Here is a 21,214-nt window from a genome sequence, read left to right as displayed (position 1 = left end):
GCCCATGGAGGGGCAAGCGTTTTTTGGTTCCTTTTTTTGGCGTTTGAAAAAAAGGGACTCGCCGTAAGGGCGAAACCATAAGTGGCCATGACCGCAGGAATGGATATGTACCCACCCCCCAAACCCCAAACCATCAAGACAAACCCGCCAGCCGCCACCCCCGCAGCAACCGCTATCCCCCCCCTATCCAAATCCCCCCACATGCTAGTGTTCCCCCTCTGCCCAGAAGCTGCGAGCCCCCATGTCTTTCGTGATCCGAACCCACCCCCGCCTGACCTTCGGCGTGCTGATCGGCTGCGCCGTCGGCATCCTCGCCCCCGCGCAAACCCTGACCGGCAAGCTCCTCATCGGCTGGAACGCCGCAGTCTGGACCTACCTGGCGCTGATGTTCTGGCTGACCGTGCGGGCCCGGGCCGAGGACGTGAAACGCATCGCCGAAACCGAGGACGAAAACGCCGGGCTGGTGCTGTTGATCGTCTGCGTCGCCGCCATCGCCAGTCTGGTGACCATTACCCTGGAACTGGTGGGCAGCAAGGACCTGGATACCCCTCAGCGTTTGCTGCATTACGGCTTCACCGGGTTCACGGTGATCGGTTCCTGGTTGCTGGTGGGGGTGATCTTCAGCGTGCATTACGCCCGCCTTTACTACACCTGGAATGGCAAGGAACCGGCCCTGCGCTTTGCCGAGGAACTGACCACGCCGAACTATTGGGACTTCCTCTACTTCTCCTTCACCATCGGCGTGGCGGTGCAAACTTCGGACGTCGGCGTGGCCACCCGTGAGCTGCGCAAGATCGTCCTCGCCCAATCGTTGATCGGCTTTGTGTTCAACACCGCGATCCTCGGCTTTTCCATCAATATCGCCGCCGGGCTGTTCAGCTGAACCGTTACATAACGGCTAGAACCCAGTCCTGGCCCCTCGCTAGTTCGTCGGTAAAAATCGCGACAGCTTCCTCCGAAAGCCATATAGCGAGTGTCAGGATGGGTGACAGCAGTTGATCTAAGTCGAACGACTGCCAAAACTAATCAACTAAAACCAGTTGCACAGATCAATCTGCCCAAAAAAACCGCCCCACCACCGTAAGACTAATTTCAGAATCATCTTAAAGACCCACCCTCTTACTTAAAATAAAATAGCCGACTTTTGCAATCATGGATTTAGTTAACTAACTTCTTAAAGTTAGTTTCGAGCTTTCAAGTAACTTCACATCCCTGCTCCACTCTTGAAGTTCGCCAGCCTCGTCATACCCAAATGACGAGACCACCTGCACTACAGAGCTCGCATGCTCAATCCATGGTTCCAAAGCAATCAGCCAAACCCAAAAGCAGCCTGTAATTTCTACAGGCTGTTATGTTTTCTGCTTCGCAAAAAGGTTATGGAATTGAAATACCCATCCGTGATAACAGCGATCACTCTGCTATGCAGTGCTGTTTACTCAAACCAGTCTCATGCACTAACTACGATCGACACCATTGACTTAAGTTCTTCGAATCCAGGATTTTCCATGGCCTTTGGCGTATCCGCTGACGGTCGTCTAGTTGCCATAAACGTAACGTCAGACACAAACGAAGATCGCGCCTTCAAATACAGCGATGAAACTGGCATGGTCGATCTGGGCACCTTGGGCGGAGACTATGCCTTTGCCCATGCCATATCCGCCGACGGCAATGTGGTCGTGGGAAAGGCCGCCACCCCTGACTCAATTCACGCCTTCAAGCACTCCGATGCGACCGGCATGATCGATCTAGGCACATTGGGCGGCGCGGCATCCAGCGCCAATGGCGTATCCGCTGACGGCGCCGTGGTGGTTGGCAACTCCTTGAATCTCCAGGGGAACATGCGTGCCTTCAAGCACACGGAGGCAACCGGGATGGTCGATCTGGGTACCTTGAATGCAAGCAACAGTGGCAAGTCCTATGCATCTGCGGTGTCCGGCGACGGTCGCGTGGTCGTGGGGCAGGCGGACATCGATACGGTTTCGGGCATACAACACGCGTTCAAACATACCGATGCAAGCGGCATGGTCGACCTGGGCACCCTCGGCGGAGAGTCCTCCCTGGCTTTGGGTGTATCTGCCGATGGCCAGGTTGTCGTGGGCAGTTCACAAACAATCACCGGTGGCACTCAAGCGTTTAAACACACTGACGCCAACGGCATGGTCGAGCTCGCTTCCTGGGGCGGCAACTCCAGCGCTTACGCAGCCTCCGCCGACGGCAGCGTTATCGTCGGGAGCGCCATCACCGCACAGGGTGATAGCCACGCGTTCAGACACACCGATGCTGGCGGCATGATCGATATGGGCACTTTAGGTGGGCAACATTCGGCAGCATCTGCCGTGTCCGCCGACGGCAATATTGTCGTGGGTCTTAGCCTCACGGCGAGTGGCGCCGTACACGCCGCGCTGTGGAAGATCACGGAAACCGGCACTCACCTCCTTGATCTGGACAACACCCGGACCGCGATGGCCAAAAGCGCCAATCAGGCATGGGGAGTCCTGGACCTGCGCAGTGCACAACTGGATCGGTTGATGAGCCAGGAGTGCCAGATCGACAGCGGCTCGTTCTGTATAGGTGTTGGTCCGAGCTACAGCAGAAACCGCGAGACCCGCCAGACCTCCACGAGCCTGACCCTGGGCGCCCGTCCCAGCGAACATCTGCGCGTAGGCATCACCCTGGATCAGAACCTCGATCAACAGTTGCCGGACAACTACACCAAGGCAGGGTCCAACGCACCCGCAGTGGCGATGTTCGTTGCCGTGGACGAATCGGGCCAGGGCCTGGGGTGGCAGGGGCGTCTGGCTGCGGCCTATCTGTCGTCCAAGGTCGATATCCGCCGTGAGCAACTGGCTTATACCGAAGCTGGTAAAGGACGTTCGAGCCTGCGTGGCAAGGCCTTCAGCATAGAGGGGGCCTATGGCCTGAGGCTCGATAGCCTGACCGTCACCCCTTATATCGGCCTCAGCCAGACCCAAGTCAGCCGCCAAGGCTATAGCGAGGACAGCGGCGCCGTCATGGCGGCCAGCTACGCAAAAATGGACCGTTCGGTGACCAGCCTGAACGCCGGCGTACGAACAGCCAAGCGCCTGACAAAACAGCTGGAGCTCAATGCCAACCTGGGCCTGATCCAGGACCTGGACAAAGACCAGGATGCCTTTCAAGCCCGCATGGACTACTTGGGACGCTATACCTACCAGGCCGATAAACAGCACTACACCCGTTTTGCCGCGAGCACCGGGGCAAGCTATGCCTTGGACCAGAACAGCGCCGTGCATGCCGGTGTGTTCTGGACACAGGAACCAGGCGGCAACGACACGACCGGTATTCAAACCGCTTTTACCTATCAGTTCTGATAGCGGACCCGGCCCTGTTTCGCGGTATTGCCTATCAGCCCAACTGAGGCTGCACCACACTGCAACACCCCAGCCCTGGCACAACGGCCAACCGCCAGGGCTGTTGCTGATCGCTACCTGGATGAGCCTGCGGGCGTGAAGTGCGCCCAGGCAGTCGCCACAGGGCAAAAGCCGGTCGCTACAGAGCGCTTCCCGGACCATCAGGGCCACGTAAGGTGGCCAGTACGGCGCAACAAGACGCCGCTCTGAACAACAAGCCACCTGCCGGAAGAGATCCTCTGATGAAAACACCGTTCAAGCGTTGTTTCCTGCTCCTCTGCGCCACTGCACTGCTCAGTTCCCCCACCTGGGCCGCCGAGCCTGCGTCCTGCAAGACCGTGCGCATGGGGGTGGTCAACTGGACTGATGTGATCGCCACCAGCGCCGTGGCCGATGTGCTGCTGGGTGGTCTGGGCTATGACAGCAAGCAGACCAGCGCGGTGCAGCAGATCATCTTCGCCGGCATCCGCGACCAGCGCCTGGACATCTTCCTCGGCTACTGGAAGCCCGCCATGGACCAGAACATCGCGCCCTTCCTCGAGGCGGGGCAGGTCAAGGTCATGGCCCAGCCCAGCCTCGTCGATGCCCAGGCTACCCTGGCGGTGCCGGACTACGTGGCCCAGGCGGGCCTGAAGACCTTCGCCGACATCGCCCGCTTCAAGGAGCAGCTGGGGGGCAAGATCTACGGCATCGAGCCCGGTAGCGGCGCCAACACCACGATCAAGACCCTGATCGACACCGACCACTTCGGCCTCAAGGGCTTCAAGCTGATCGAGTCCGGCGAGGCCGGGATGCTGGCGGCGGTGCAACGGGCGATCAATCGCAAGGAGTTCGTGGTGTTCGTCGGCTGGACCCCGCACCCGATGAACATCAACATGGCCATCACCTACCTCACCGGCAGCGAAGACGTGTACGGCCCCAACGAGGGGGCGGCCACGGTGTCCACAGTCACCGCGCCGGACTACGCCGAGCGCTGCCCCAACGTGCATCGGCTGCTGCAGAACCTGACCTTCAGCGCCGCCCAGGAAAGCCAGCTGATGGTGCCGATCATGCAGCGCAAGGCGCCCCAGGACGTGGCCCGCCAGTGGCTGCGCGAGCACCCCGAAGACCTGCAGCGCTGGCTGACGGGGGTCACCACTTTCGACGGCCGCGATGGTGTGGCTGCGGTCAAAGCGAACCTGTAACCGCCCGGCGCCTACCCTCCAGGACTGTCCATGAGCCATTACCCGCTTTCTGCCGAGCTGGCGGCCTTCGTCCAGCGCACCCTGAGCTACACCAGCGCCGACAGCAGCCTCAAGGGCCTGCGCGACAGCTATGAGCGCATGTGCCGGGATTTCACCCCGCCCCATCCACCCGGCCTCGCCGTGCATCAACGGCAACTGGCTCAGGTGCCGCTGCGTTTCTATCACCCCGACCGCGTCGTCCCGGAGTGTGGCTGGCCCTGGCTGCTGTACCTGCACGGTGGCGGCTGGGTGCTGGGCGGCCTAGATTCCCACGATTTCATCACCGCCCATCTGGCCCACGAGTTGCAGGCGCTGGTGATCGCGGTGGACTACCGGCTGGCCCCGGAACACCCGTTCCCGGCCGCCTTCGACGATTGCCTGGCGGTATGGCGGGCTCTGGAGCAGGGGCTGGGCCCTGTGCCTCTGGATCACCGCCGTCGGCTGGTGATGGGCGACAGCGCCGGGGGCAATCTGGCCGCCGCCCTGTGCCTGGCCCTGCGGGATGCCGCTGAACCCTTGCCCGCCGCCCAGGTGCTGGTCTATCCCGGGCTCGGCGGTGCCGCCAGCCTGCCCTCGCGCAGCCAGTGCGGCGATGCCCCGCTGCTCAGCAGCAGTGACCTGGAATGTTTCCAGACGCTGTACCTGCCGGAGCCCGAACCCACCTCGCCCTATGCCCGGCCGCTGCTGGCAGAGGACTTCAGTCACCTGCCGCCGGCCTTTATCGCGCAGGCAGAGTTCGACCCCTTGCGCGACGACGGCCAGTGCTATCACCAGCGCCTGCTGCAGGCCGGCGTCGCCAGCCAGCTGTACCCGGGCCTGGGCCTGGTGCATGGCTGCCTGCGGGCCAGAGGGCTGGCGGCGGAAGTCGATGGGCTGTACGACGCCCTGCTGCGGGCCCTGCGCGAGTTTCTTGAGCCAACCCGAGCCCTACCGTTGGTCAGCCAACTTGAGCCCTGATAGCGATTTATCGACGTTGCGCCCTTGACGGCAGAATGGGTTTTGCGGTTTCCTGAAACCGGTTTCAGCACCGTACCCGGAAGCACTGCAAACCGATAATTCCAAGAATAAGGTCGTTGCCCGTGAATCAGTTTTCCGCCGCCCAGCGCAGCCGCGTCACCATGCTCGATGTCGCCCGCCACGCCGGGGTCTCCAAGGCCAGCGTGTCGCGCTTTATCGGCGAAGACCGCGCCCTGCTCTCCGATGCCATTGCCTTACGCATCGAGCAGGCCATCAGCGCGCTGGGCTACCGCCCGAACCAGATGGCCCGCGGCCTGAAACGCGGGCGCACCCGCCTGATCGGCATGCTGGTGGCCGATATCCGCAACCCCTACTCGATTGCCGTGATGCATGGCGTGGAAACCGCCTGCCGCCAGCATGGCTACAGCCTGGTGGTGTGCAACACCGACCGTGACGATCAGCAGGAAGCCCAGCACCTGGCCAACCTGCGGGCCTACAACATCGAAGGCCTGATCGTGAACACCCTGGGTCATCACCTGGAGCAGTTGCTGGAGTTGCAGCAGGAAATGCCCATGGTCCTGGTGGACCGCAAGCTTGAATCACTGCACGCCGATCTGGTGGGCCTGGACAACCCGGCGGCGGTGCACAGCGCCATCGAACACCTTGAGCAACAGGGTTACCGTGACCTGCTGCTGGTCAGCGAACCCCATGACGGCACCAGCTCGCGGCTCGAACGCAGCGCCGCCTTTCAGGACGAAGTCGCCCGGCGCCCGGCCTTGCGCGGCCAGTCACTGGAGACCGGCGCGGCCCTGGCCCGCCACCTGAAAGACTTTCTCGACGCTCCCGGCCCTGGCCCCAAGGCGCTGTTCTGCGCCAACGGCGTGGCGGCCTTGGCGGCGACCCGGGTCCTGCGTGAACTGGATTGCCCCTTGTTCGAAGGCATTGGCCTGATCGCCCTCGATGACCTGGACTGGTACCCCCTGGTGGGCAGCGGCATCACGGCCCTGGCCCAGCCCACCGAAGCCATAGGCACCGCCGCTTTCCAATGCCTGCTCAAGCGCCTGCGAGGCGATACCGGCCCGGCGCGGGTGCTGGACTTTGCGGCGCAACTGATGGTTCGCGGCTCCACCCGAAAACCCCCTGTGTAATCCCGGGCCCCCTGCATCGCAGCGTGTCCCGGGTTTTCTCGAATAAAAATGAAACCGGTTTCAGAGGTCTGAAGCATGCATCAATCACCCGTCTCCATCAGCCTGTCCAGCTACGGCGCGGATCTGGTCCGCCAGCACGGCCAGGGCCATTTCATTCCCCTGGTGGCCGCCGCCGGCGCTTCGTGCATCGAGTGGCGCGAAGAACTGCTGACCCACGAGAAGCCCGAGGAACTGGCCCGCAGCGCCCGGGAACACGGCCTGGAAAGCGTATTCTCCTCGCCCCTGGAGCTGTGGCTGGCCGAGGGCTACGAACCCAACCCCGAGCTGTCCGCCACCTTGCAACGGGCCCGGGCGTTCGGCGCCAAGCGTCTGAAAGTGTCCCTCGGTCAGTTCACCGAACATCACGATCTGGGCAGCCTGGCCAGCCTGCTGTCAGGCCAGCCCCTCACCCTGCTGGTGGAAAACGACCAGACCGTGCATGGCGGACGCATTGAGCCCTTCCAGGTTTTTTTCAACGCCGTGCAAGGGTGGAACCTGCCCCTGCGCATGACCTTTGATATCGGCAACTGGGAGTGGCAAGAGCAGTCGGCGCTGACGGCCGCGCGCCTGTTGGGCCGGCATGTGGACTACGTGCACTGCAAGGCGGTACGCCTGCGGGGCGACGGCAAGCGGGTGGCCCTACCGCCCGGCACCCCGGAGTTGCAGCAGTGGGAACAACTGCTGCAGCACATGACTCAAGGTCTTACCCGGGCCGTGGAATACCCCCTGCAAGGCGACGACCTGCTGCAGGTGAGCGCCGAGCAGGTCGGCTTGCTGGCCCGCCTCGGCCAGTCGCGACTGGAGCCAGCCCATGTCTGAGATCGATGTTCTGTCCTTCGGGGAAACCATGGCCATGTTCGTCGCCGAGCACAGCGGTGACCTGGCCCAGGTCGAACACTTTCACAAGCGCATTGCCGGGGCCGACAGCAACGTGGCCATCGGCCTGTCGCGCCTGGGTTTCAAGGTGGCCTGGCTGAGCCGGGTCGGCAACGACTCTCTCGGGCGTTTCGTGCTCGACACCTTGCAGGCCGAAGGCCTGGACTGTCGCTTCGTGCGCCGCGACCCGCTGCACCCTACCGGCTTTCAGCTCAAGTCCCGGGAAGAAACCGGCGACGACCCGCGGGTCGAGTATTTCCGCCGCGGCTCAGCCGCCAGCCACCTGAGCCTCGACGACCTGGCTCCGGCCCTGCTCCAGGCCCGCCATCTGCACGCCACCGGCATTCCCCCGGCCCTTTCGGACTCGGCCCGGGAACTGTCCGGCCACCTGATGCAGACCCAGCGCGCCAGCGGCCGCAGCCTGTCCTTCGACCCCAATCTGCGTCCCGGCCTGTGGCCCAGCGAGTCCCAGATGATCCGCGAGATCAACCGCCTGGCGGCCCTGGCCCACTGGGTGCTGCCGGGCCTCGGCGAAGGACGCCTGCTCACCGGGCGTGACGACCCGGCGGACATCGCCGCCTTCTACCTGGACCAGGGCGCCGAAGCGGTGGTGATCAAGCTCGGGGCCCATGGCGCCTACTACCGCACCCATCTGGACGCCGGCTTCGTCGACGGTGTGCCGGTGGCCCAGGTGGTGGACACCGTAGGTGCCGGCGATGCCTTCGCCGTGGGCCTGATCAGCGCCCTGCTGGAAAGCCTCAGCGTGAGCGAGGCGGTGCAGCGGGCCAATTGGCTGGGCAGCCGCGCAGTACAAAGCCGTGGCGACATGGAAGGCCTGCCCAGACGCCACGAACTGCCCGACCAGGCAGCGCCCCTGAAAACCGCCTGCGCCTCGTAGGAGCTGGCGCCGGGAAACGAACACCCAGAACCACCTGTTGCGACAAAAACAACAAGCTCAGGAGAACTTTCATGGACACGCTCAAACTCGCCGCCCGCCGCTGGTGGTACATCATGCCCATCGTCTTCATCACCTACAGCCTGGCCTACCTGGACCGCGCCAACTACGGCTTTGCCGCCGCCTCCGGGATGGCCGACGACTTACAGATCACCCCGGGGCTGTCCTCGCTTTTGGGGGCACTGTTCTTCCTCGGCTACTTCTTCTTCCAGGTGCCGGGGGCGATCTACGCGCAAAAACGCAGCGTGAAGAAGCTGATCTTCGTCAGCCTGATCCTCTGGGGCGGCCTGGCCACCCTCACCGGCATCGTGTCCAACGCCTACACGCTGATCGCCATCCGCTTCATGCTCGGGGTGGTGGAGGCCGCGGTGATGCCGGCGATGCTGGTATACCTGTGCCACTGGTTCACCCGGGCCGAACGCTCCCGGGCCAACACCTTCCTGATCCTCGGCAACCCGGTGACCATGCTTTGGATGTCGGTGGTCTCAGGCTATCTGGTGGAGCATTTCAGCTGGCGCTGGATGTTCATCATCGAGGGTTTGCCGGCGGTGCTCTGGGCCTTTATCTGGTGGCGCCTGGCCGATGACCGGCCCAGCCAGGCCCAGTGGCTCAGCGACCAGGAGAAGCAGGACCTGGAAAGCGCCCTGGCCGCCGAGCAGCAAGGCATCAAGGCGGTGAAGAACTACGCCGAAGCCTTCCGCTCGCCCAAGGTGATCATCCTCGCCCTGCAGTTTTTCTGCTGGAGCATCGGGGTCTACGGTTTCGTCCTGTGGTTGCCTTCGATCCTCAAGCACGGCGCGCAAATGGACATGGTGGAGGCCGGCTGGCTCTCGGCCCTGCCCTATCTGGCGGCGGTGATCGCCATGCTCGGGGTGTCCTGGGGCTCGGACCGGACCCAGAAACGCAAGCGCTTCGTCTGGCCGCCGCTGCTGGTGGCCGCCATCGCCTTCTACGCCTCCTACCTGCTGGGTGCCGAACACTTCTGGTGGTCCTACGGGCTGCTGGTAATCGCCGGAGCCTGCATGTACGCGCCCTATGGGCCGTTCTTCGCCATCGTTCCGGAGATTCTCCCGGCCAACGTCGCCGGCGGCGCCATGGCGCTGATCAACAGCATGGGCGCCCTGGGTTCCTTCGGCGGCTCCTATCTGGTGGGTTACCTGAACAGCGCCACCGGCTCGCCGGGGATGTCCTACCTGCTGATGAGCGGCGCCCTGCTGCTCTCGGTGCTGCTGACCCTGCTGCTGACACCCGGCGCCGGAGCGCCTCGGGCCAAGGGCCTGCCCCTGCCACGCCGCCTGGCCCACTCCTGAACTGCCACAGAGAACCGTCATGAAAAAACACCTGGTGCTGTACAAGAAACTCTCGCCGTCGCTGATGGCGCGCCTGCAGGAACAGACCGAGGTCACCCTGATCGAGGACCTGGGCCCAACCGGCCTCAAGGCCCTGCGCCAGGCCCTGCCCAGCGCCGACGGCCTGCTCGGGGCCAGCCTGCGCCTGGACGCCGAGCTGCTGGACCTGGCGCCGCGCCTGCAAGCGGTGGCCAGTGTCTCGGTGGGGGTCGACAACTACGACATCGACTACCTGACCCAACGTGGGATTCTGCTGAGCAACACCCCGGACGTGCTCACCGAAACCACCGCCGACACCGGTTTCGCCCTGATCCTGGCCACCGCCCGGCGCGTGGTGGAACTGGCCAACATGGTTCGCGCCGGGCAATGGAACCGCAACATCGGACCGCTGCATTTCGGCAGCGACGTGCACGGCAAGACCCTGGGCATCATCGGCATGGGGCGCATTGGCGAGGCGTTGGCCCAGCGTGGACATTTCGGCTTCGGCATGCCGCTGATCTACCACAGCAACAGCCCCAAGCCGGCGGTGGAGCAACGTTTCAATGCCCGCTACCGCAGCCTGGAGCAACTGCTGCAAGAGGCCGACTTCATCTGCCTGACCTTGCCCTTGACCGAGAAAACCCAAGGGCTGATTGGCCGTCGTGAACTGGCGCTGATGCGCCCGCAAAGCATCTTCATCAATATTTCCCGAGGCAAGGTGGTGGACGAAGCGGCCTTGATCGAAGCCTTGCAGGAACGACGGATACGCGGCGCCGGGCTGGACGTGTTCGAGCGCGAACCGCTGGACCACCGCTCACCGCTGCTGCAATTGCCCAATGTGGTGGCCACGCCGCACATCGGTTCGGCCACCCACGAAACCCGTGAAGCCATGGCCCGCTGCGCGGTGGACAACCTGCTGGCGGCCCTGTCGGGGCAGCGCCCAGCCAATCTGGTGAACACCGCCGCCTGGACCGCTCCATCACAGCGCCAGGCCTAACCGCCGCGTGCCCCTGGTGAGCACCTCTGCAGACGCGGGCTTGCCGGCAAACGCGTTCGCCAGGGCGGTGCATGACATGCAAGCCGGCGCCTACAGGTGGAGGGTTGCGGGGCGTTGTTCGAGAATCTGCTCGGTGCAGCGGGCAATGCGCCGGCAGGCCTCGGCCAGGCGCTCGCAGTCCAGCACCAGGCCGATGCGAATGTGGCCCGCGGCGCTGGGGCCGAAGGCTTCACCGGCCAGTACCGAAACGCCATGGTCGTCCAGCAAGCGGTCGGCAAAGCCCTGGGCGTCCAGCCCGGTGCGGCGTACATCCACCATGACGAACATGCCGCCATCCGGGCAGATCGGGGTCAGCCCCGGACACTGGCCCAGCAGCGCGCACACCAGGTCCCGGCGCCGTCGGTACTCGTCGCGCATCTGCGCCAGCTCCGGCAGGTCGCTGTCCAGGGCCACCACTGCGGCGTTCTGCACAAAATCCGGCAGGCCGTACAGCATGCACAGGGCCAGGTTGCTCAGGTGCCCGGCCAGGGTCGGCGGGGCAATCACCCAGCCCACCCGCCAGCCACTCATGGCATGGGACTTGGACAGGCTGTTGATGGTGGCCGTGCGCTCGCCCATGCGCGGCAGGCTGCCGGGGCTAAAGTGCTGGCCCTCGTACAGCAGGTCGCAATAGACCTCATCGGAAATCAGCCACAAGTCGTGGGCAAAGCACAGCCGCGCCAGAGCCTGCCAGTCATCAAGGGACAAGCTCGCGCCCGACGGGTTGTTCGGGCTGTTGAGCAACATGGCCCGGGTGCGCGGGGTGATCCGCGCCGCCATGTCCCGCGGATCGACGCGAAAGCCCTGCTCGGCCCGCACCGGCACCGGCACGATGCGGGCCCCGCAGGCGCCGAACACGCCTTCGTAGGTGACGTACATGGGCTCGGCCACCAGCACCTCGTCCCCGGGATTGAGCAGGCACTGGGCCACGGAAAACACCGCGCATTGGGCGCCCGGCAAAACCACCACATGCTCGGCGTCGACAATCTGTCCGCAGCGCTGATGATGGCGCCGGGCAATGCAGCTGCGCAGCGCCAGGTTGCCGCGCACGTCCGAATAGTGGGTATCGCCGGCCAGCAGGCTGTCGATCGCAGCCTGGACCACGGGCTTGGGGGTATCGAAATCCGGGTCGCCGATGGTCAGCAGCAACACATCCCGCCCCTGCTCGCGCAGGGCCAGGGCCCGGTAGTGGATGTTCCAGGCTGCGGAACCTTCTCCGACAATCCGTTGGGTCAGGGCTGAGTAGCGCATCGCTTTCTCCATGAAAGATGCTTCAGCCAAAACCCTAGGTGCTGGCGGGGCACTCGTCGAGCGCCCGGCCCCACCGTTCGCGCCCTTAGACCACGAAGCGCGCCACCATGGCGTTGAGATCCACCGCCAGGCGCGACAGTTCATGACTGGCTGAACTGGTCTGGTTGGCCCCGGCCGCCGACTGGATCGCCAGGTCACGGATGTTCACCAGGTTGCGGTCCACCTCGCGGGACACCTGGGCCTGTTCTTCCGAGGCACTGGCGATCACCAGATTGCGCTCGTTGATCTGATTGATGGATTCGGCGATCTGCTCCAGGGACTCGCCAGCGGCGCGGGCCAGCTCCAGGGTGCTCTGGGTCCGCCGGTTGCTCTGCTGCATGGACTCCACCGCTTCGCCGGTGCCGTTCTGGATACCGGCCACCATCTTCTCGATTTCCTGGGTCGACTGGGCGGTGCGATGGGCCAGGGCCCGCACCTCGTCGGCCACCACCGCAAAGCCACGCCCGGCCTCGCCGGCACGGGCCGCTTCGATGGCGGCGTTAAGCGCCAGCAGGTTGGTCTGCTCGGCGATGGCGCGAATCACGTCCAGGACCTTGCCGATGTCCCGGCCCTGGGTCGCCAGGCCTTCGATCATCACCGAGGTGTTTTGCACGTCATGGGCCATGGTCTGGATCGCCTCGACGGTCTGCACCACACGGTCGCGGCCTTCGCGGGCGGCCTGGGTCGACTGCTGGGACGCCTCCGAAGTGGACACTGCGTTGCGTGCCACCTCTTCCACCGCTGCGGTCATTTCGTTGACTGCGGTGGCGGCCTGCTCGATCTCGGTGTTCTGCTGCTGCACGCCGCGAGAGGCTTCCTCGGTCACTGCGCTGAGTTCTTCCGAGGCCGAAGCCAGCTGGGTCGCCGAGCCGGCGATCTGCTCGATGGTGCGGCGCAGGCTGGCCTGCATCTGCGCCAGGGCGCGCAACAGGCGTGCCGGCTCGTCCTGACCGTCGACCTCGATGGCCTGGCGCAGGTTGCCGCCGGCGATCACCTCGGCGACGTTGAGGGCCTTGTTCAGGGGGGTGACGATGCTGCGGGTCAACAACAGCGCCAGCACGATGGTCAGCAATGCGGCCAGCAGCGCGACGATGACGATCCCGGCAATGGCACTGTCGTAGTGCTCGCCGGCCGCCTTGGAGGCACTCTTGGCGCCCGCGGCATTGATCGCGACGAGCTTGTTCAACTGCTCGCCCATCTGATCGGTGCCGTCCTTGATCCGGGTGTTGATCAGGGTGCGCAGCTCTTCCAGCTTGTCCTGGCGTGACAGCTCGAGCATCTCCTTCTGCGCCTGCAGGTAATTGTCCAGGGTCGCGCTGAAGGTCTTGTACAGCGCCACTTCCTCAGGGCCCGCCGGCAACGCCGCGTAGCTGGCCTGGGCCTGCCTGGCCTTGTCCACCAGCACGCCGATGCGGGTCTGGGCTTCGGCAAGGCCGGCCGGCTCGCGGTTCACCAGCACGCGAAATGACAGAATCCGCAAGCGCAGGACGTTCTCGGTCAGGTTGCCCAGATACCCGACGCTGGGTAGCTGATTGCTTTCCATTTCCAGGGACGCGTCGCGGATGATCGACATGCGGTTCACCGCAAACACGCCCAACACCATGACCAGCAAGGCAATAAAGGCAAAACCGAGGAAAGCACGCGGGGCGATATTCAGGTTACGCAAGGACATAGGACGAGTCTCGAAGGAGAACGGGGCGGCGAGCATCCATGCCCTTGATCGGCCGACGCATCAGGACTGCATCGACGAGGGACACCACGGAAAGAGCGTCCATGGGCCTATCAGAGATATCGGCCGAACTTGAGCTTTCATCTGTCTGATTGGCAAAAATATTTCGAAATGTGCCCCCTGTTTCAGGCCTGAGACAAGACAACGCGAAGTGAATCGATAAGGCCGTGATTCGCCGCTCCAGAACAGTGCGCCGTACCCCGCCCGAGAGCGCCAACGCGCCCTATGAAAAGTGCAATTCATTCGCCGTAAAAGCCATTTTTTCAGCGCCCGCCCCTGCCCATCATGGCCCCAGTCAATAAAAACAACGCCGAGACTGGATATGAAACCTGAAGACTTTCGTGCCGCAACCCACCGCCCGCTGACCGGTGCCGAATACCTGGCCAGCCTGCGCGATGATCGTGAAATCTACATTTATGGCGACCGGGTCAAGGACGTCACCACCCACCCGGCCTTCCGCAACTCGGCGGCCTCCATGGCCCGCCTGTACGACGCCCTGCACGACCCGGCCACCCAGTCACAACTGTGCTGGGACACCGACACCGGCAACGGCGGCTACACCCACAAATTCTTTCGCTCGGCGAAAAGCCCCGATGAACTGCGCCAGCAGCGCGATGCCATCGCCGACTGGTCGCGCCTGACCTATGGCTGGATGGGCCGCAGCCCCGACTACAAGGCCGCCTTCGGCAGTGCCCTGGGGGCCAACCCGGAGTTCTACGGGCGCTTCGCCGACAACGCCCGCACCTGGTACAAGCGCATCCAGGAAGCCTGCCTGTACCTCAACCACGCCATCGTCAATCCGCCCATCGACCGCGACAAGCCGGTGGATCAGGTCAAGGACGTGTTCATCTCGGTGGACGAGGAAGTCGAGGGCGGGATCATCGTCAGCGGCGCCAAGGTGGTGGCCACCAACTCGGCCCTGACCCACTACAACTTCGTCGGCCAGGGCTCGGCCCAGTTGCTGGGGGACAACACCGACTTCGCCCTGATGTTCATCGCCCCAATGAACACCCGCGGCATGAAGCTGATCTGCCGCCCTTCCTACGAATTGCAGGCCGGCATGACCGGTTCGCCCTTCGACTACCCGCTGTCCAGCCGCTTCGATGAGAACGACGCGATCCTGATCATGGACAAGGTGTTCATCCCCTGGGAGAACGTGCTGATCTACCGCGACTTCGAGCGCTGCCGCCAGTGGTTCCCGCAAGGCGGTTTCGGCCGGCTGTTCCCGATGCAGGGCTGCACCCGGCTGGCGGTCAAGCTCGATTTCATCACCGGGTTGCTGGTCAAGGCCCTGCAATGCACCGGCTCCCTGGAGTTTCGCGGGGTCCAGGCCCAGGTCGGCGAAGTGGTGGCCTGGCGCAACCTGTTCTGGTCGCTGACCGACGCCATGCACGGTAACGCCAGCGAATGGATGAACGGCGTCTACCTGCCCAGCACCCAGGCCCTGCAGGCGTACCGGGTGCTGGCGCCCCAGGCCTACACCGACATCAAGAAGATCATCGAGCAGGTGGTGGCCAGCGGCCTGATCTACCTGCCCTCCGGCTCCCGCGATCTCAAGGACCCGGTGCTCAACCAGTACCTCGGCACCTACTGCCGCGGTTCGGGGGGCATGGGCCACGAAGAGCGGATCAAGATCCTCAAGCTGCTGTGGGATGCCATCGGCACCGAGTTCGGCGGTCGCCACGAGCTGTACGAGATCAACTATGCCGGCAGCCAGGACGAGATCCGCATGCAGTGCCTGCGCCACGCCCAGGCCAGCGGCTCGATGAAGGCCATGACCGACCTGGTGGACAAATGCCTCGGCGACTACGACCTCGATGGCTGGACCGTGCCGCACCTGAGCAACCCCGACGACATCAACATGCTGGACCGCATCCGCCAGTAGCCACGAAGCCGGCTCCTACGTAAAAGGCCAATGTCCACCTGTTGTCGTAGGAGCTGGCTTGCCAGCGAAAGCGCCCGCCAGAGCACCACAAGGTCCTCTTCGTCGGCAAGCTGGCTCCTGCAGCGCAATGCCCTGCGCCCACGAGGAATTCGTCATGTCTGTACTCGATCCCAAGCAACTCGCCTTCCGCAACGCCATGGCGCACATGACCGCTGCGGTCAACGTCATCACCAGCAACGGCCCCGCCGGGCGTTGCGGCATCACCGCCACCGCGGTCTGCTCGGTCACCGACAGCCCGCCGACCCTGATGGTCTGCGTCAACCGCAACAGTGCCCTGAACCCGGTGTTCAAGGGCAACGGCCATTTGTGCATCAACGTCCTCAGCGGCGAACACGAGGACGTGGCCCGGCATTTTGCCGGCATGACCGGGGTGGCCATGGACCAGCGCTTCGGCCTGCACCCCTGGCGCGACGGCCTGCAGGCCCTGCCGGTGCTGGACGGCGCCCTGGCCAGCCTCCAGGGACGCATCACCGAGGTCCAGGAAATCGGCACCCACTCGGTGATGCTGGTGGAGCTGGATGAAATCAGCGTGCGCGAGCAAGGCGACTCGCTGGTGTATTTCAGCCGCTGCTTTCACCGTTTGCAGCACCCTTGCCCCGCCGCCTGATCCTCCCCTAGCTCCTCCCCTGCCAACGCCCGGCTGCCTCGCCGCATCCGGGCCATGGGCCACCTCCTGCATCTGTAGGATGGCGCGGTGTTGCCAAGCCATCGATACTCGCACCAGGCCCTGCCCACGTCCCCCAGGCGTAATGGTCCTCAACCCCTTCCGTGACGAAAACAATAACAACGTCGCACAGAGGTACAGACCCATGAACCGACTCGATCACGCTCCGGCCAGCCTGTTGCAGGCCTTCAGCGAGCTGACCCTGGAACTGCAACAACTGGCGCAGAACAAGGACATCGAAAACCTTCACCAGCATGCCCTGGCGCGCATCTGCAAACTCTTGCCCTTCGACAGTGCCTGGTGGGGCCGCGCCGCATTGGTCGACGGTTTGCCGGATGAACACAGTTGCTACCTGTACCGCCTGCCACCGAGCTACCTGGCGGACTGGCAATCGATCCGCCACATCGACGTCACCGTGAACCGGGTGCACGAAGTGCCGGGACGGGCGGTGATCGTCGACATGACCGATCCGCACAACGGCCCCGGGCTCAACTGGCTGGGGCGCCAGTACAACATCGGCGAGCTGCTATGCGTGGTGCACATCGATCCCCATACCCAACTGAGCAACCACCTGGCCTTATACCGTGCCCCTGGCGCCCCGGCCTTTACCCGGGACGACTGCCATGTGCTGAACAACCTGATGCTGCACCTGGTGGCAGCGGTGTCGGCCAATCAGATCCGCACCCTGGTGGCCATGCGCGAAAAACTCACCCGCCCGCGCAATCTGGCCCTGGCCGTGTGCGACCAGCGCGGCGTGCTGCAGTGCGCCGAGCGCGGTTTTGTCGATCTGCTGCTGCATGAATGGCCGCAGTGGAACGGTCCGCAACTGCCCATGAAACTCGATGGCAACGGTTTCGAGGGCAAGCGTCTGCAGATCGACTGCTCGGCCGTGGGCGACCTGTACCTGCTCGCGGCCCGCAGCCGCAGCCTGCTGCCCAAGCTCAGCCCCCGGGAAAATGCCGTCGCCCAGTGCTTCGGTGATGGCAAGACCTACAAGGAAGTGGCTCGGGACCTGGGCATGTCGCCCAACACCGTGCGCCATCACATCCGCGCCATCTACAGCAAGCTCGGGGTCAAGGACAAGGCGCGCATCGCCCAGTTGCTCCACGCCCCGCCCGACTGACCCCAACCCCTGAACTGCGCTGATTTGCGCCGTCGTATTTGACGGCCACGGGCAGCCTTTGCCCTTTTTTTGCCCCACTGCCGTGTGCCGGCGAGCCCTTCGCCGAACAACAACTCCAACAAGAGACGCACCGCCCATGACAAGGCTCATTACCCGCACCACCCTGGCCCTGACTGGCGCCCTGGCCAGCCTGTCGCTCAACGCCGCGGACCTCAACGCCCGGGACTTCTTCGCCGCCCCCGTGGGCACCAGCCTGGGGGTGCTGTACCTCCCGGCCACCCGTGCCGGCGACTTTCACGGCCCGGCCGACAGCACCGGCAAGGCCGAGCTGCGAGTCAATGCCATGGCCTACCGCCAGGTGTTCTTCAGCGACCTGTGCGGCACCCTGTGCACCCCACAGTTCATCGTGCCCTTCGCCGACATCAACGCTCGCTTGCCCGGCGCCGAACGCCATACCGGGGAGAGCGGTTTCGGTGATCCTCAGGTGGGAGGCACGCTGTTTTTCATCAACCAGCCGCAAACCCGCACCTACAGCGGCCTGTTGACCCTGGTCACGCTGCCGCTGGGCGAGTACCACAGCCGCAACCCGGACGTCTCCCCGGGGGCCAATCGCTGGGGCGCGACCTTTGTCTACAACTACACCCAGGGCCTGGGGGAAAAATGGGTGCTGGAGGCCAACCTCGAAGCCCAGTTGTACGGCACCAACGACGACTATTTCGGCAGCGACCTGAAGCAGGACCCGCTCTATCGCCTGCAAGCCTTCGCCTCCTACGACTTCACCCCTGCGACCTACGGCGCCCTGCGCCTGATCCACGCCGATGGCGGCGAACTGCGGATCAACGACCGACGGATCAACGACACCCACAAGCGCTACACCCAGGCCGGATTCGAGGTCGGGCACTGGCTGGACCAGCGCAACCAGCTGATGTTCAGCCTGTCGCAGAACGTCGCCACCGATAACGGTTTTGCCGGCACCGACGCCTTGCTGCGCCTGGTCCACGTGTTCTGAACCCCTTGCCTTTGGAGCCTGTCCATGAACACCCAGAACGCCGTTTTGAGCGCCACCGCGCCAGCTACTCGCCAACCCCTGGGGCTGCTGGCCGCCATAGTGCTGTTCGCCGCCATCACTCCCGCCGTACTGCTGATGGCCCCGGCCATTGCCGCCCAACTGGCCAGCCAGTGGCACTTGAGCCCCACACAGATCGGCGACCTGTTCTCCGCCGAGCTGGGGGCCATGAGCCTGGCCACGTTGCCGGCCATCTGGTGGCTGAAACACATCGACTGGCGGCGCGCCGCACTGTGCAGCGCCGTTCTGTTCATCGTTGCCAACCTGCTGTCGATGCTGGCCCACGACTATTCATTGTTGCTGATGGCGCGCTTTGGCAGCGCTCTGGCGGGCGGCTCGCTGATGATCATCTGCCTGGCCAGCGCCGCCGCCAGCCCCAGTCCCAGCCGGGCCTACGGCTTCTGGGTGATGGGCCAGCTGGTGCTGGGCGCGGTCGGCCTGAGCCTGTTGCCCATGCTCTTCCAACGCTTCGGCCTGGGCGCCTGCTACCTGATCCTGGCGCTGCTGATGACCCTGTGCCTGCCCCTGGCCCGCTGTTTTCCAGCAGGCGCTGCGCGCCCGGCCGCCGACGCCGCGCAAGCCCCAGCGATCTCCTGGCTCAAGGCGAGCCTGGGAATACTCGGCATCCTCACCTTCTACATCAGCCTCAGCGGGGTCTGGACCTTCATCGGCGCCATCGGCAGCCAGTCTGGCCTCTCGGCGCAGACCAACGGCGACATCCTGGCCATCGCCACCTTGATGGGCATCGTCGGCGCGTTGTGCGCCACCCTGTTCGGCGACCGCCTGCCCCGCAGCGCCCTGCTCCTGCTGGGCTACGGCCTGATGGCGGGCTCGGTGCTGGCGCTTCTGGGCCAGCCGCAGCTGGCGCGCTTCGCGCTGGCGGCGCTGGTGTTCAAGTTCACCTGGACCTTCATCCTGCCGCTGATCCTGGCGCGCATGGCCGAGATGGATCGCAGCGGGCGGTTGATGAACGCCTCCAATCTGGTGATCAGCGCCGGCCTGGCCATAGGCCCGACCCTCGCCGGGCGCCTGATCGAAAGCAGCGGCGGCTTCCAGGGCCTGTTGCTGGGGGGTGCCGTCATCACTTTGCTGTCCCTGGCGCTGGTACTCAGTTGCCGGCCCGCCCTCCAGGCCCCTTCCCAGCCCCAGGGGCGATGACTGCCAGCGGGCAGCGCCAGCGCGTCCTTGAACAACACTTTCCTTGAAAAATGGATATCACCATGACCTGTAGAACGGCTTTTTTCTTCGATGAACGCTGCCTGTGGCACAGCGGCAGCCCCCACGTCCTGACGCTCCCGGTAGGCGGCTGGGTCCAGCCGCCGTCTGCCGCGGGGCATGCTGAATCACCGGAAACCAAGCGCCGGCTGAAAAGCCTGATGGATGTCTCCGGCCTGACCCGACAGTTGCATCTGCGCAGTGCCCCTGCGGCCACCGAGGATGATCTGCTACGGGTCCACAGTGCCGCCTACCTGCAACGTTTCAAGGCCTTGAGCGATGCCGGCGGTGGTCAACTGGGCGACGAGGCGCCTGTGGGACCCGGCAGCTATGAAATCGCCAAGCTGTCCGCCGGGCTGGCCCTGGCCGCCGTGGACGCCGTGCTCAGCGGTGAAGCCGACAACGCCTACTCGCTGTCCCGTCCACCGGGACACCACTGCACCCGCGACCAGGCCATGGGCTTCTGCTTCCTGGCCAACATCGCCATTGCCATCGAGGCCGCCAAGGTCCGCCATGGCCTGGGCAAGGTAGCGGTCATCGACTGGGACGTGCACCACGGCAACGGCACCCAGTCGATCTACGAAGAGCGGGCCGACGTGTTGACCCTGTCCCTGCACCAGGACGGCTGCTTTCCACCGGGTTACGGCGGTGAGCAAGACCATGGCCGCGGCGCTGGCCTGGGCTGCAACATCAACGTCCCGCTGCTGCCCGGTGGTGGCCATGATGCCTACCTGTACGCCATGCAGCGCATCGTGGTGCCGGCCCTGGAACGCTTCGAACCCGAGCTGATCATCGTCGCCTGCGGCTATGACGCCAACGCCGTGGACCCATTGGCGCGAATGCTGCTGCACAGCGACTCCTTCCGCGAGATGACCCAATGCCTGCGCGACGCGGCCGAACGCCTGTGCCGGGGACGCCTGGTGCTGGTGCACGAAGGCGGCTACTCCGAGGCCTATGTGCCTTTTTGCGGGCTGGCGACCCTGGAGGCACTGTCGGGCATCCGTACCGCGGTCCAGGACCCGATGCTGGAGTTCGTGCGCCAGCAGCAGCCCAAGCAGGACTTCGCGGCCTTTCAGCGCCAGTTGCTGGACCGTCAGGCCGTGGCCATAGCGACCGCCGCTCGCTGACCCGCCCGGCGCCCTCCCAGGGCTGATGTTCAGCGGCCTGACGCCGGACATCAGCCACTGCCTGTCATATCACCTCTCACACGCGTTATTGCGCCACGCCAAGA

16 protein-coding genes and 2 pseudogenes are annotated in these 21,214 nt (G+C 64.4%); 15 read left to right on the top strand and 3 right to left on the bottom strand.

Annotated features, from left to right (window positions below; translation table 11 throughout):
- Positions 1–241: 241 nt before the first annotated feature.
- The 9 genes from PQT43_RS30925 (at position 242) to PQT43_RS30885 (ending at position 10,912) form a co-directional block, all read left to right on the top strand.
- On the top strand, positions 242–883 hold the full coding sequence (locus PQT43_RS30925) for a DUF1345 domain-containing protein (RefSeq protein WP_253085812.1): 642 nt from the start codon (positions 242–244) through the stop codon (positions 881–883).
- A 400-nt stretch (positions 884–1,283) separates the two neighbouring features.
- Entirely contained in the window at positions 1,284–3,350 is a 2,067-nt protein-coding gene (locus tag PQT43_RS30920; protein ID WP_272755558.1) for an HAF repeat-containing protein, read from the top strand.
- A gap of 281 nt (positions 3,351–3,631) precedes the next feature.
- The gene (locus PQT43_RS30915; protein ID WP_272755557.1) at positions 3,632–4,573 is read left to right on the top strand and encodes a choline ABC transporter substrate-binding protein; all 942 of its coding nucleotides are present in this window, start codon (positions 3,632–3,634) and stop codon (positions 4,571–4,573) included.
- Between the two features lie 30 nt (positions 4,574–4,603).
- On the top strand, positions 4,604–5,569 hold the full coding sequence (locus PQT43_RS30910; RefSeq protein WP_272755555.1) for an alpha/beta hydrolase: 966 nt from the start codon (positions 4,604–4,606) through the stop codon (positions 5,567–5,569).
- A 122-nt stretch (positions 5,570–5,691) separates the two neighbouring features.
- Complete coding sequence (locus PQT43_RS30905) at positions 5,692–6,717, top strand: LacI family DNA-binding transcriptional regulator (RefSeq protein ID WP_272755553.1); 1,026 nt, start codon at positions 5,692–5,694, stop codon at positions 6,715–6,717.
- 75 nt (positions 6,718–6,792) lie between these two features.
- On the top strand, positions 6,793–7,575 hold the full coding sequence (locus PQT43_RS30900; RefSeq protein WP_253085808.1) for a sugar phosphate isomerase/epimerase family protein: 783 nt from the start codon (positions 6,793–6,795) through the stop codon (positions 7,573–7,575).
- On the top strand, positions 7,568–8,530 hold the full coding sequence (locus tag PQT43_RS30895; RefSeq protein WP_253085807.1) for a sugar kinase: 963 nt from the start codon (positions 7,568–7,570) through the stop codon (positions 8,528–8,530). Before PQT43_RS30900 ends, PQT43_RS30895 begins: the two co-directional genes overlap by 8 nt.
- Positions 8,531–8,601: 71 nt before the next feature.
- Positions 8,602–9,897 (top strand): MFS transporter, encoded by a 1,296-nt coding sequence (locus PQT43_RS30890; protein WP_102863305.1) that lies wholly within the window; start codon positions 8,602–8,604, stop codon positions 9,895–9,897.
- 19 nt (positions 9,898–9,916) lie between these two features.
- A complete protein-coding gene (locus tag PQT43_RS30885) occupies positions 9,917–10,912 on the top strand; it encodes a 2-hydroxyacid dehydrogenase (protein ID WP_102882647.1) in 996 nt (331 codons plus the stop codon).
- A gap of 90 nt (positions 10,913–11,002) precedes the next feature.
- On the opposite strand, the gene PQT43_RS30880 is transcribed toward PQT43_RS30885, so the two are convergent.
- From PQT43_RS30880 to PQT43_RS31595, 3 genes and pseudogenes are all read right to left on the bottom strand, one after another.
- Positions 11,003–12,202: a pyridoxal phosphate-dependent aminotransferase gene (locus tag PQT43_RS30880; protein ID WP_102882646.1), complete on the bottom strand. Its 1,200-nt coding sequence runs from the start codon at positions 12,200–12,202 to the stop codon at positions 11,003–11,005.
- An 85-nt stretch (positions 12,203–12,287) separates the two neighbouring features.
- Positions 12,288–12,887 (bottom strand): annotated as a pseudogene (locus tag PQT43_RS31600) (methyl-accepting chemotaxis protein); the annotation flags it as partial.
- A 306-nt stretch (positions 12,888–13,193) separates the two neighbouring features.
- A pseudogene (locus PQT43_RS31595) lies at positions 13,194–13,913 on the bottom strand (MCP four helix bundle domain-containing protein); the annotation flags it as partial.
- 379 nt (positions 13,914–14,292) lie between these two features.
- Here PQT43_RS31595 and hpaB point away from each other — a divergent pair.
- The 6 genes from hpaB to PQT43_RS30845 all read left to right on the top strand — a co-directional run bounded on the left by hpaB (position 14,293) and on the right by PQT43_RS30845 (position 21,110).
- On the top strand, positions 14,293–15,855 hold the full coding sequence (gene hpaB, locus PQT43_RS30870) for a 4-hydroxyphenylacetate 3-monooxygenase, oxygenase component (protein ID WP_102882644.1): 1,563 nt from the start codon (positions 14,293–14,295) through the stop codon (positions 15,853–15,855).
- A gap of 154 nt (positions 15,856–16,009) precedes the next feature.
- On the top strand, positions 16,010–16,522 hold the full coding sequence (hpaC, locus tag PQT43_RS30865; RefSeq protein WP_102882643.1) for a 4-hydroxyphenylacetate 3-monooxygenase, reductase component: 513 nt from the start codon (positions 16,010–16,012) through the stop codon (positions 16,520–16,522).
- Between the two features lie 202 nt (positions 16,523–16,724).
- Positions 16,725–17,702: a helix-turn-helix transcriptional regulator gene (locus PQT43_RS30860; RefSeq protein WP_213665295.1), complete on the top strand. Its 978-nt coding sequence runs from the start codon at positions 16,725–16,727 to the stop codon at positions 17,700–17,702.
- A 136-nt stretch (positions 17,703–17,838) separates the two neighbouring features.
- Complete coding sequence (locus tag PQT43_RS30855) at positions 17,839–18,711, top strand: transporter (protein ID WP_267268348.1); 873 nt, start codon at positions 17,839–17,841, stop codon at positions 18,709–18,711.
- A gap of 24 nt (positions 18,712–18,735) precedes the next feature.
- On the top strand, positions 18,736–19,926 hold the full coding sequence (locus tag PQT43_RS30850) for an MFS transporter (protein WP_102882640.1): 1,191 nt from the start codon (positions 18,736–18,738) through the stop codon (positions 19,924–19,926).
- Between the two features lie 62 nt (positions 19,927–19,988).
- Positions 19,989–21,110, top strand: coding sequence for a class II histone deacetylase (locus PQT43_RS30845; protein ID WP_181430885.1), 1,122 nt, complete (start codon positions 19,989–19,991; stop codon positions 21,108–21,110).
- The last annotated feature ends 104 nt before the right edge of the window (positions 21,111–21,214 follow it).

The organism is Pseudomonas sp. BLCC-B112 (genome assembly GCF_028550695.1).
Taxonomy (GTDB): domain Bacteria; phylum Pseudomonadota; class Gammaproteobacteria; order Pseudomonadales; family Pseudomonadaceae; genus Aquipseudomonas; species Aquipseudomonas danubii.
The sequence above is the reverse complement of the archived record's forward strand: the minus strand, read 5'-3'. Positions and strand labels throughout refer to the sequence as shown.

What these genes read in the sequence shown, in the direction of transcription:
- PQT43_RS30910 (WP_272755555.1), top strand. Translation starts at nt 4,604, where the DNA reads ATGAGCCATTACCCGCTTTCTGCCGAGCTGGCGGCCTTCGTCCAGCGC.
- PQT43_RS30915 (WP_272755557.1), top strand. Translation starts at nt 3,632, where the DNA reads ATGAAAACACCGTTCAAGCGTTGTTTCCTGCTCCTCTGCGCCACTGCA.
- PQT43_RS30885 (WP_102882647.1), top strand. Translation starts at nt 9,917, where the DNA reads ATGAAAAAACACCTGGTGCTGTACAAGAAACTCTCGCCGTCGCTGATG.
- PQT43_RS30860 (WP_213665295.1), top strand. Translation starts at nt 16,725, where the DNA reads ATGAACCGACTCGATCACGCTCCGGCCAGCCTGTTGCAGGCCTTCAGC.
- PQT43_RS30880 (WP_102882646.1), bottom strand. Translation starts at nt 12,202, where the DNA reads ATGCGCTACTCAGCCCTGACCCAACGGATTGTCGGAGAAGGTTCCGCA.
- PQT43_RS30850 (WP_102882640.1), top strand. Translation starts at nt 18,736, where the DNA reads ATGAACACCCAGAACGCCGTTTTGAGCGCCACCGCGCCAGCTACTCGC.
- PQT43_RS30925 (WP_253085812.1), top strand. Translation starts at nt 242, where the DNA reads ATGTCTTTCGTGATCCGAACCCACCCCCGCCTGACCTTCGGCGTGCTG.
- PQT43_RS30855 (WP_267268348.1), top strand. Translation starts at nt 17,839, where the DNA reads ATGACAAGGCTCATTACCCGCACCACCCTGGCCCTGACTGGCGCCCTG.
- hpaC (WP_102882643.1), top strand. Translation starts at nt 16,010, where the DNA reads ATGTCTGTACTCGATCCCAAGCAACTCGCCTTCCGCAACGCCATGGCG.
- PQT43_RS30890 (WP_102863305.1), top strand. Translation starts at nt 8,602, where the DNA reads ATGGACACGCTCAAACTCGCCGCCCGCCGCTGGTGGTACATCATGCCC.
- PQT43_RS30920 (WP_272755558.1), top strand. Translation starts at nt 1,284, where the DNA reads ATGCTCAATCCATGGTTCCAAAGCAATCAGCCAAACCCAAAAGCAGCC.
- hpaB (WP_102882644.1), top strand. Translation starts at nt 14,293, where the DNA reads ATGAAACCTGAAGACTTTCGTGCCGCAACCCACCGCCCGCTGACCGGT.
- PQT43_RS30900 (WP_253085808.1), top strand. Translation starts at nt 6,793, where the DNA reads ATGCATCAATCACCCGTCTCCATCAGCCTGTCCAGCTACGGCGCGGAT.
- PQT43_RS30895 (WP_253085807.1), top strand. Translation starts at nt 7,568, where the DNA reads ATGTCTGAGATCGATGTTCTGTCCTTCGGGGAAACCATGGCCATGTTC.
- PQT43_RS30845 (WP_181430885.1), top strand. Translation starts at nt 19,989, where the DNA reads ATGACCTGTAGAACGGCTTTTTTCTTCGATGAACGCTGCCTGTGGCAC.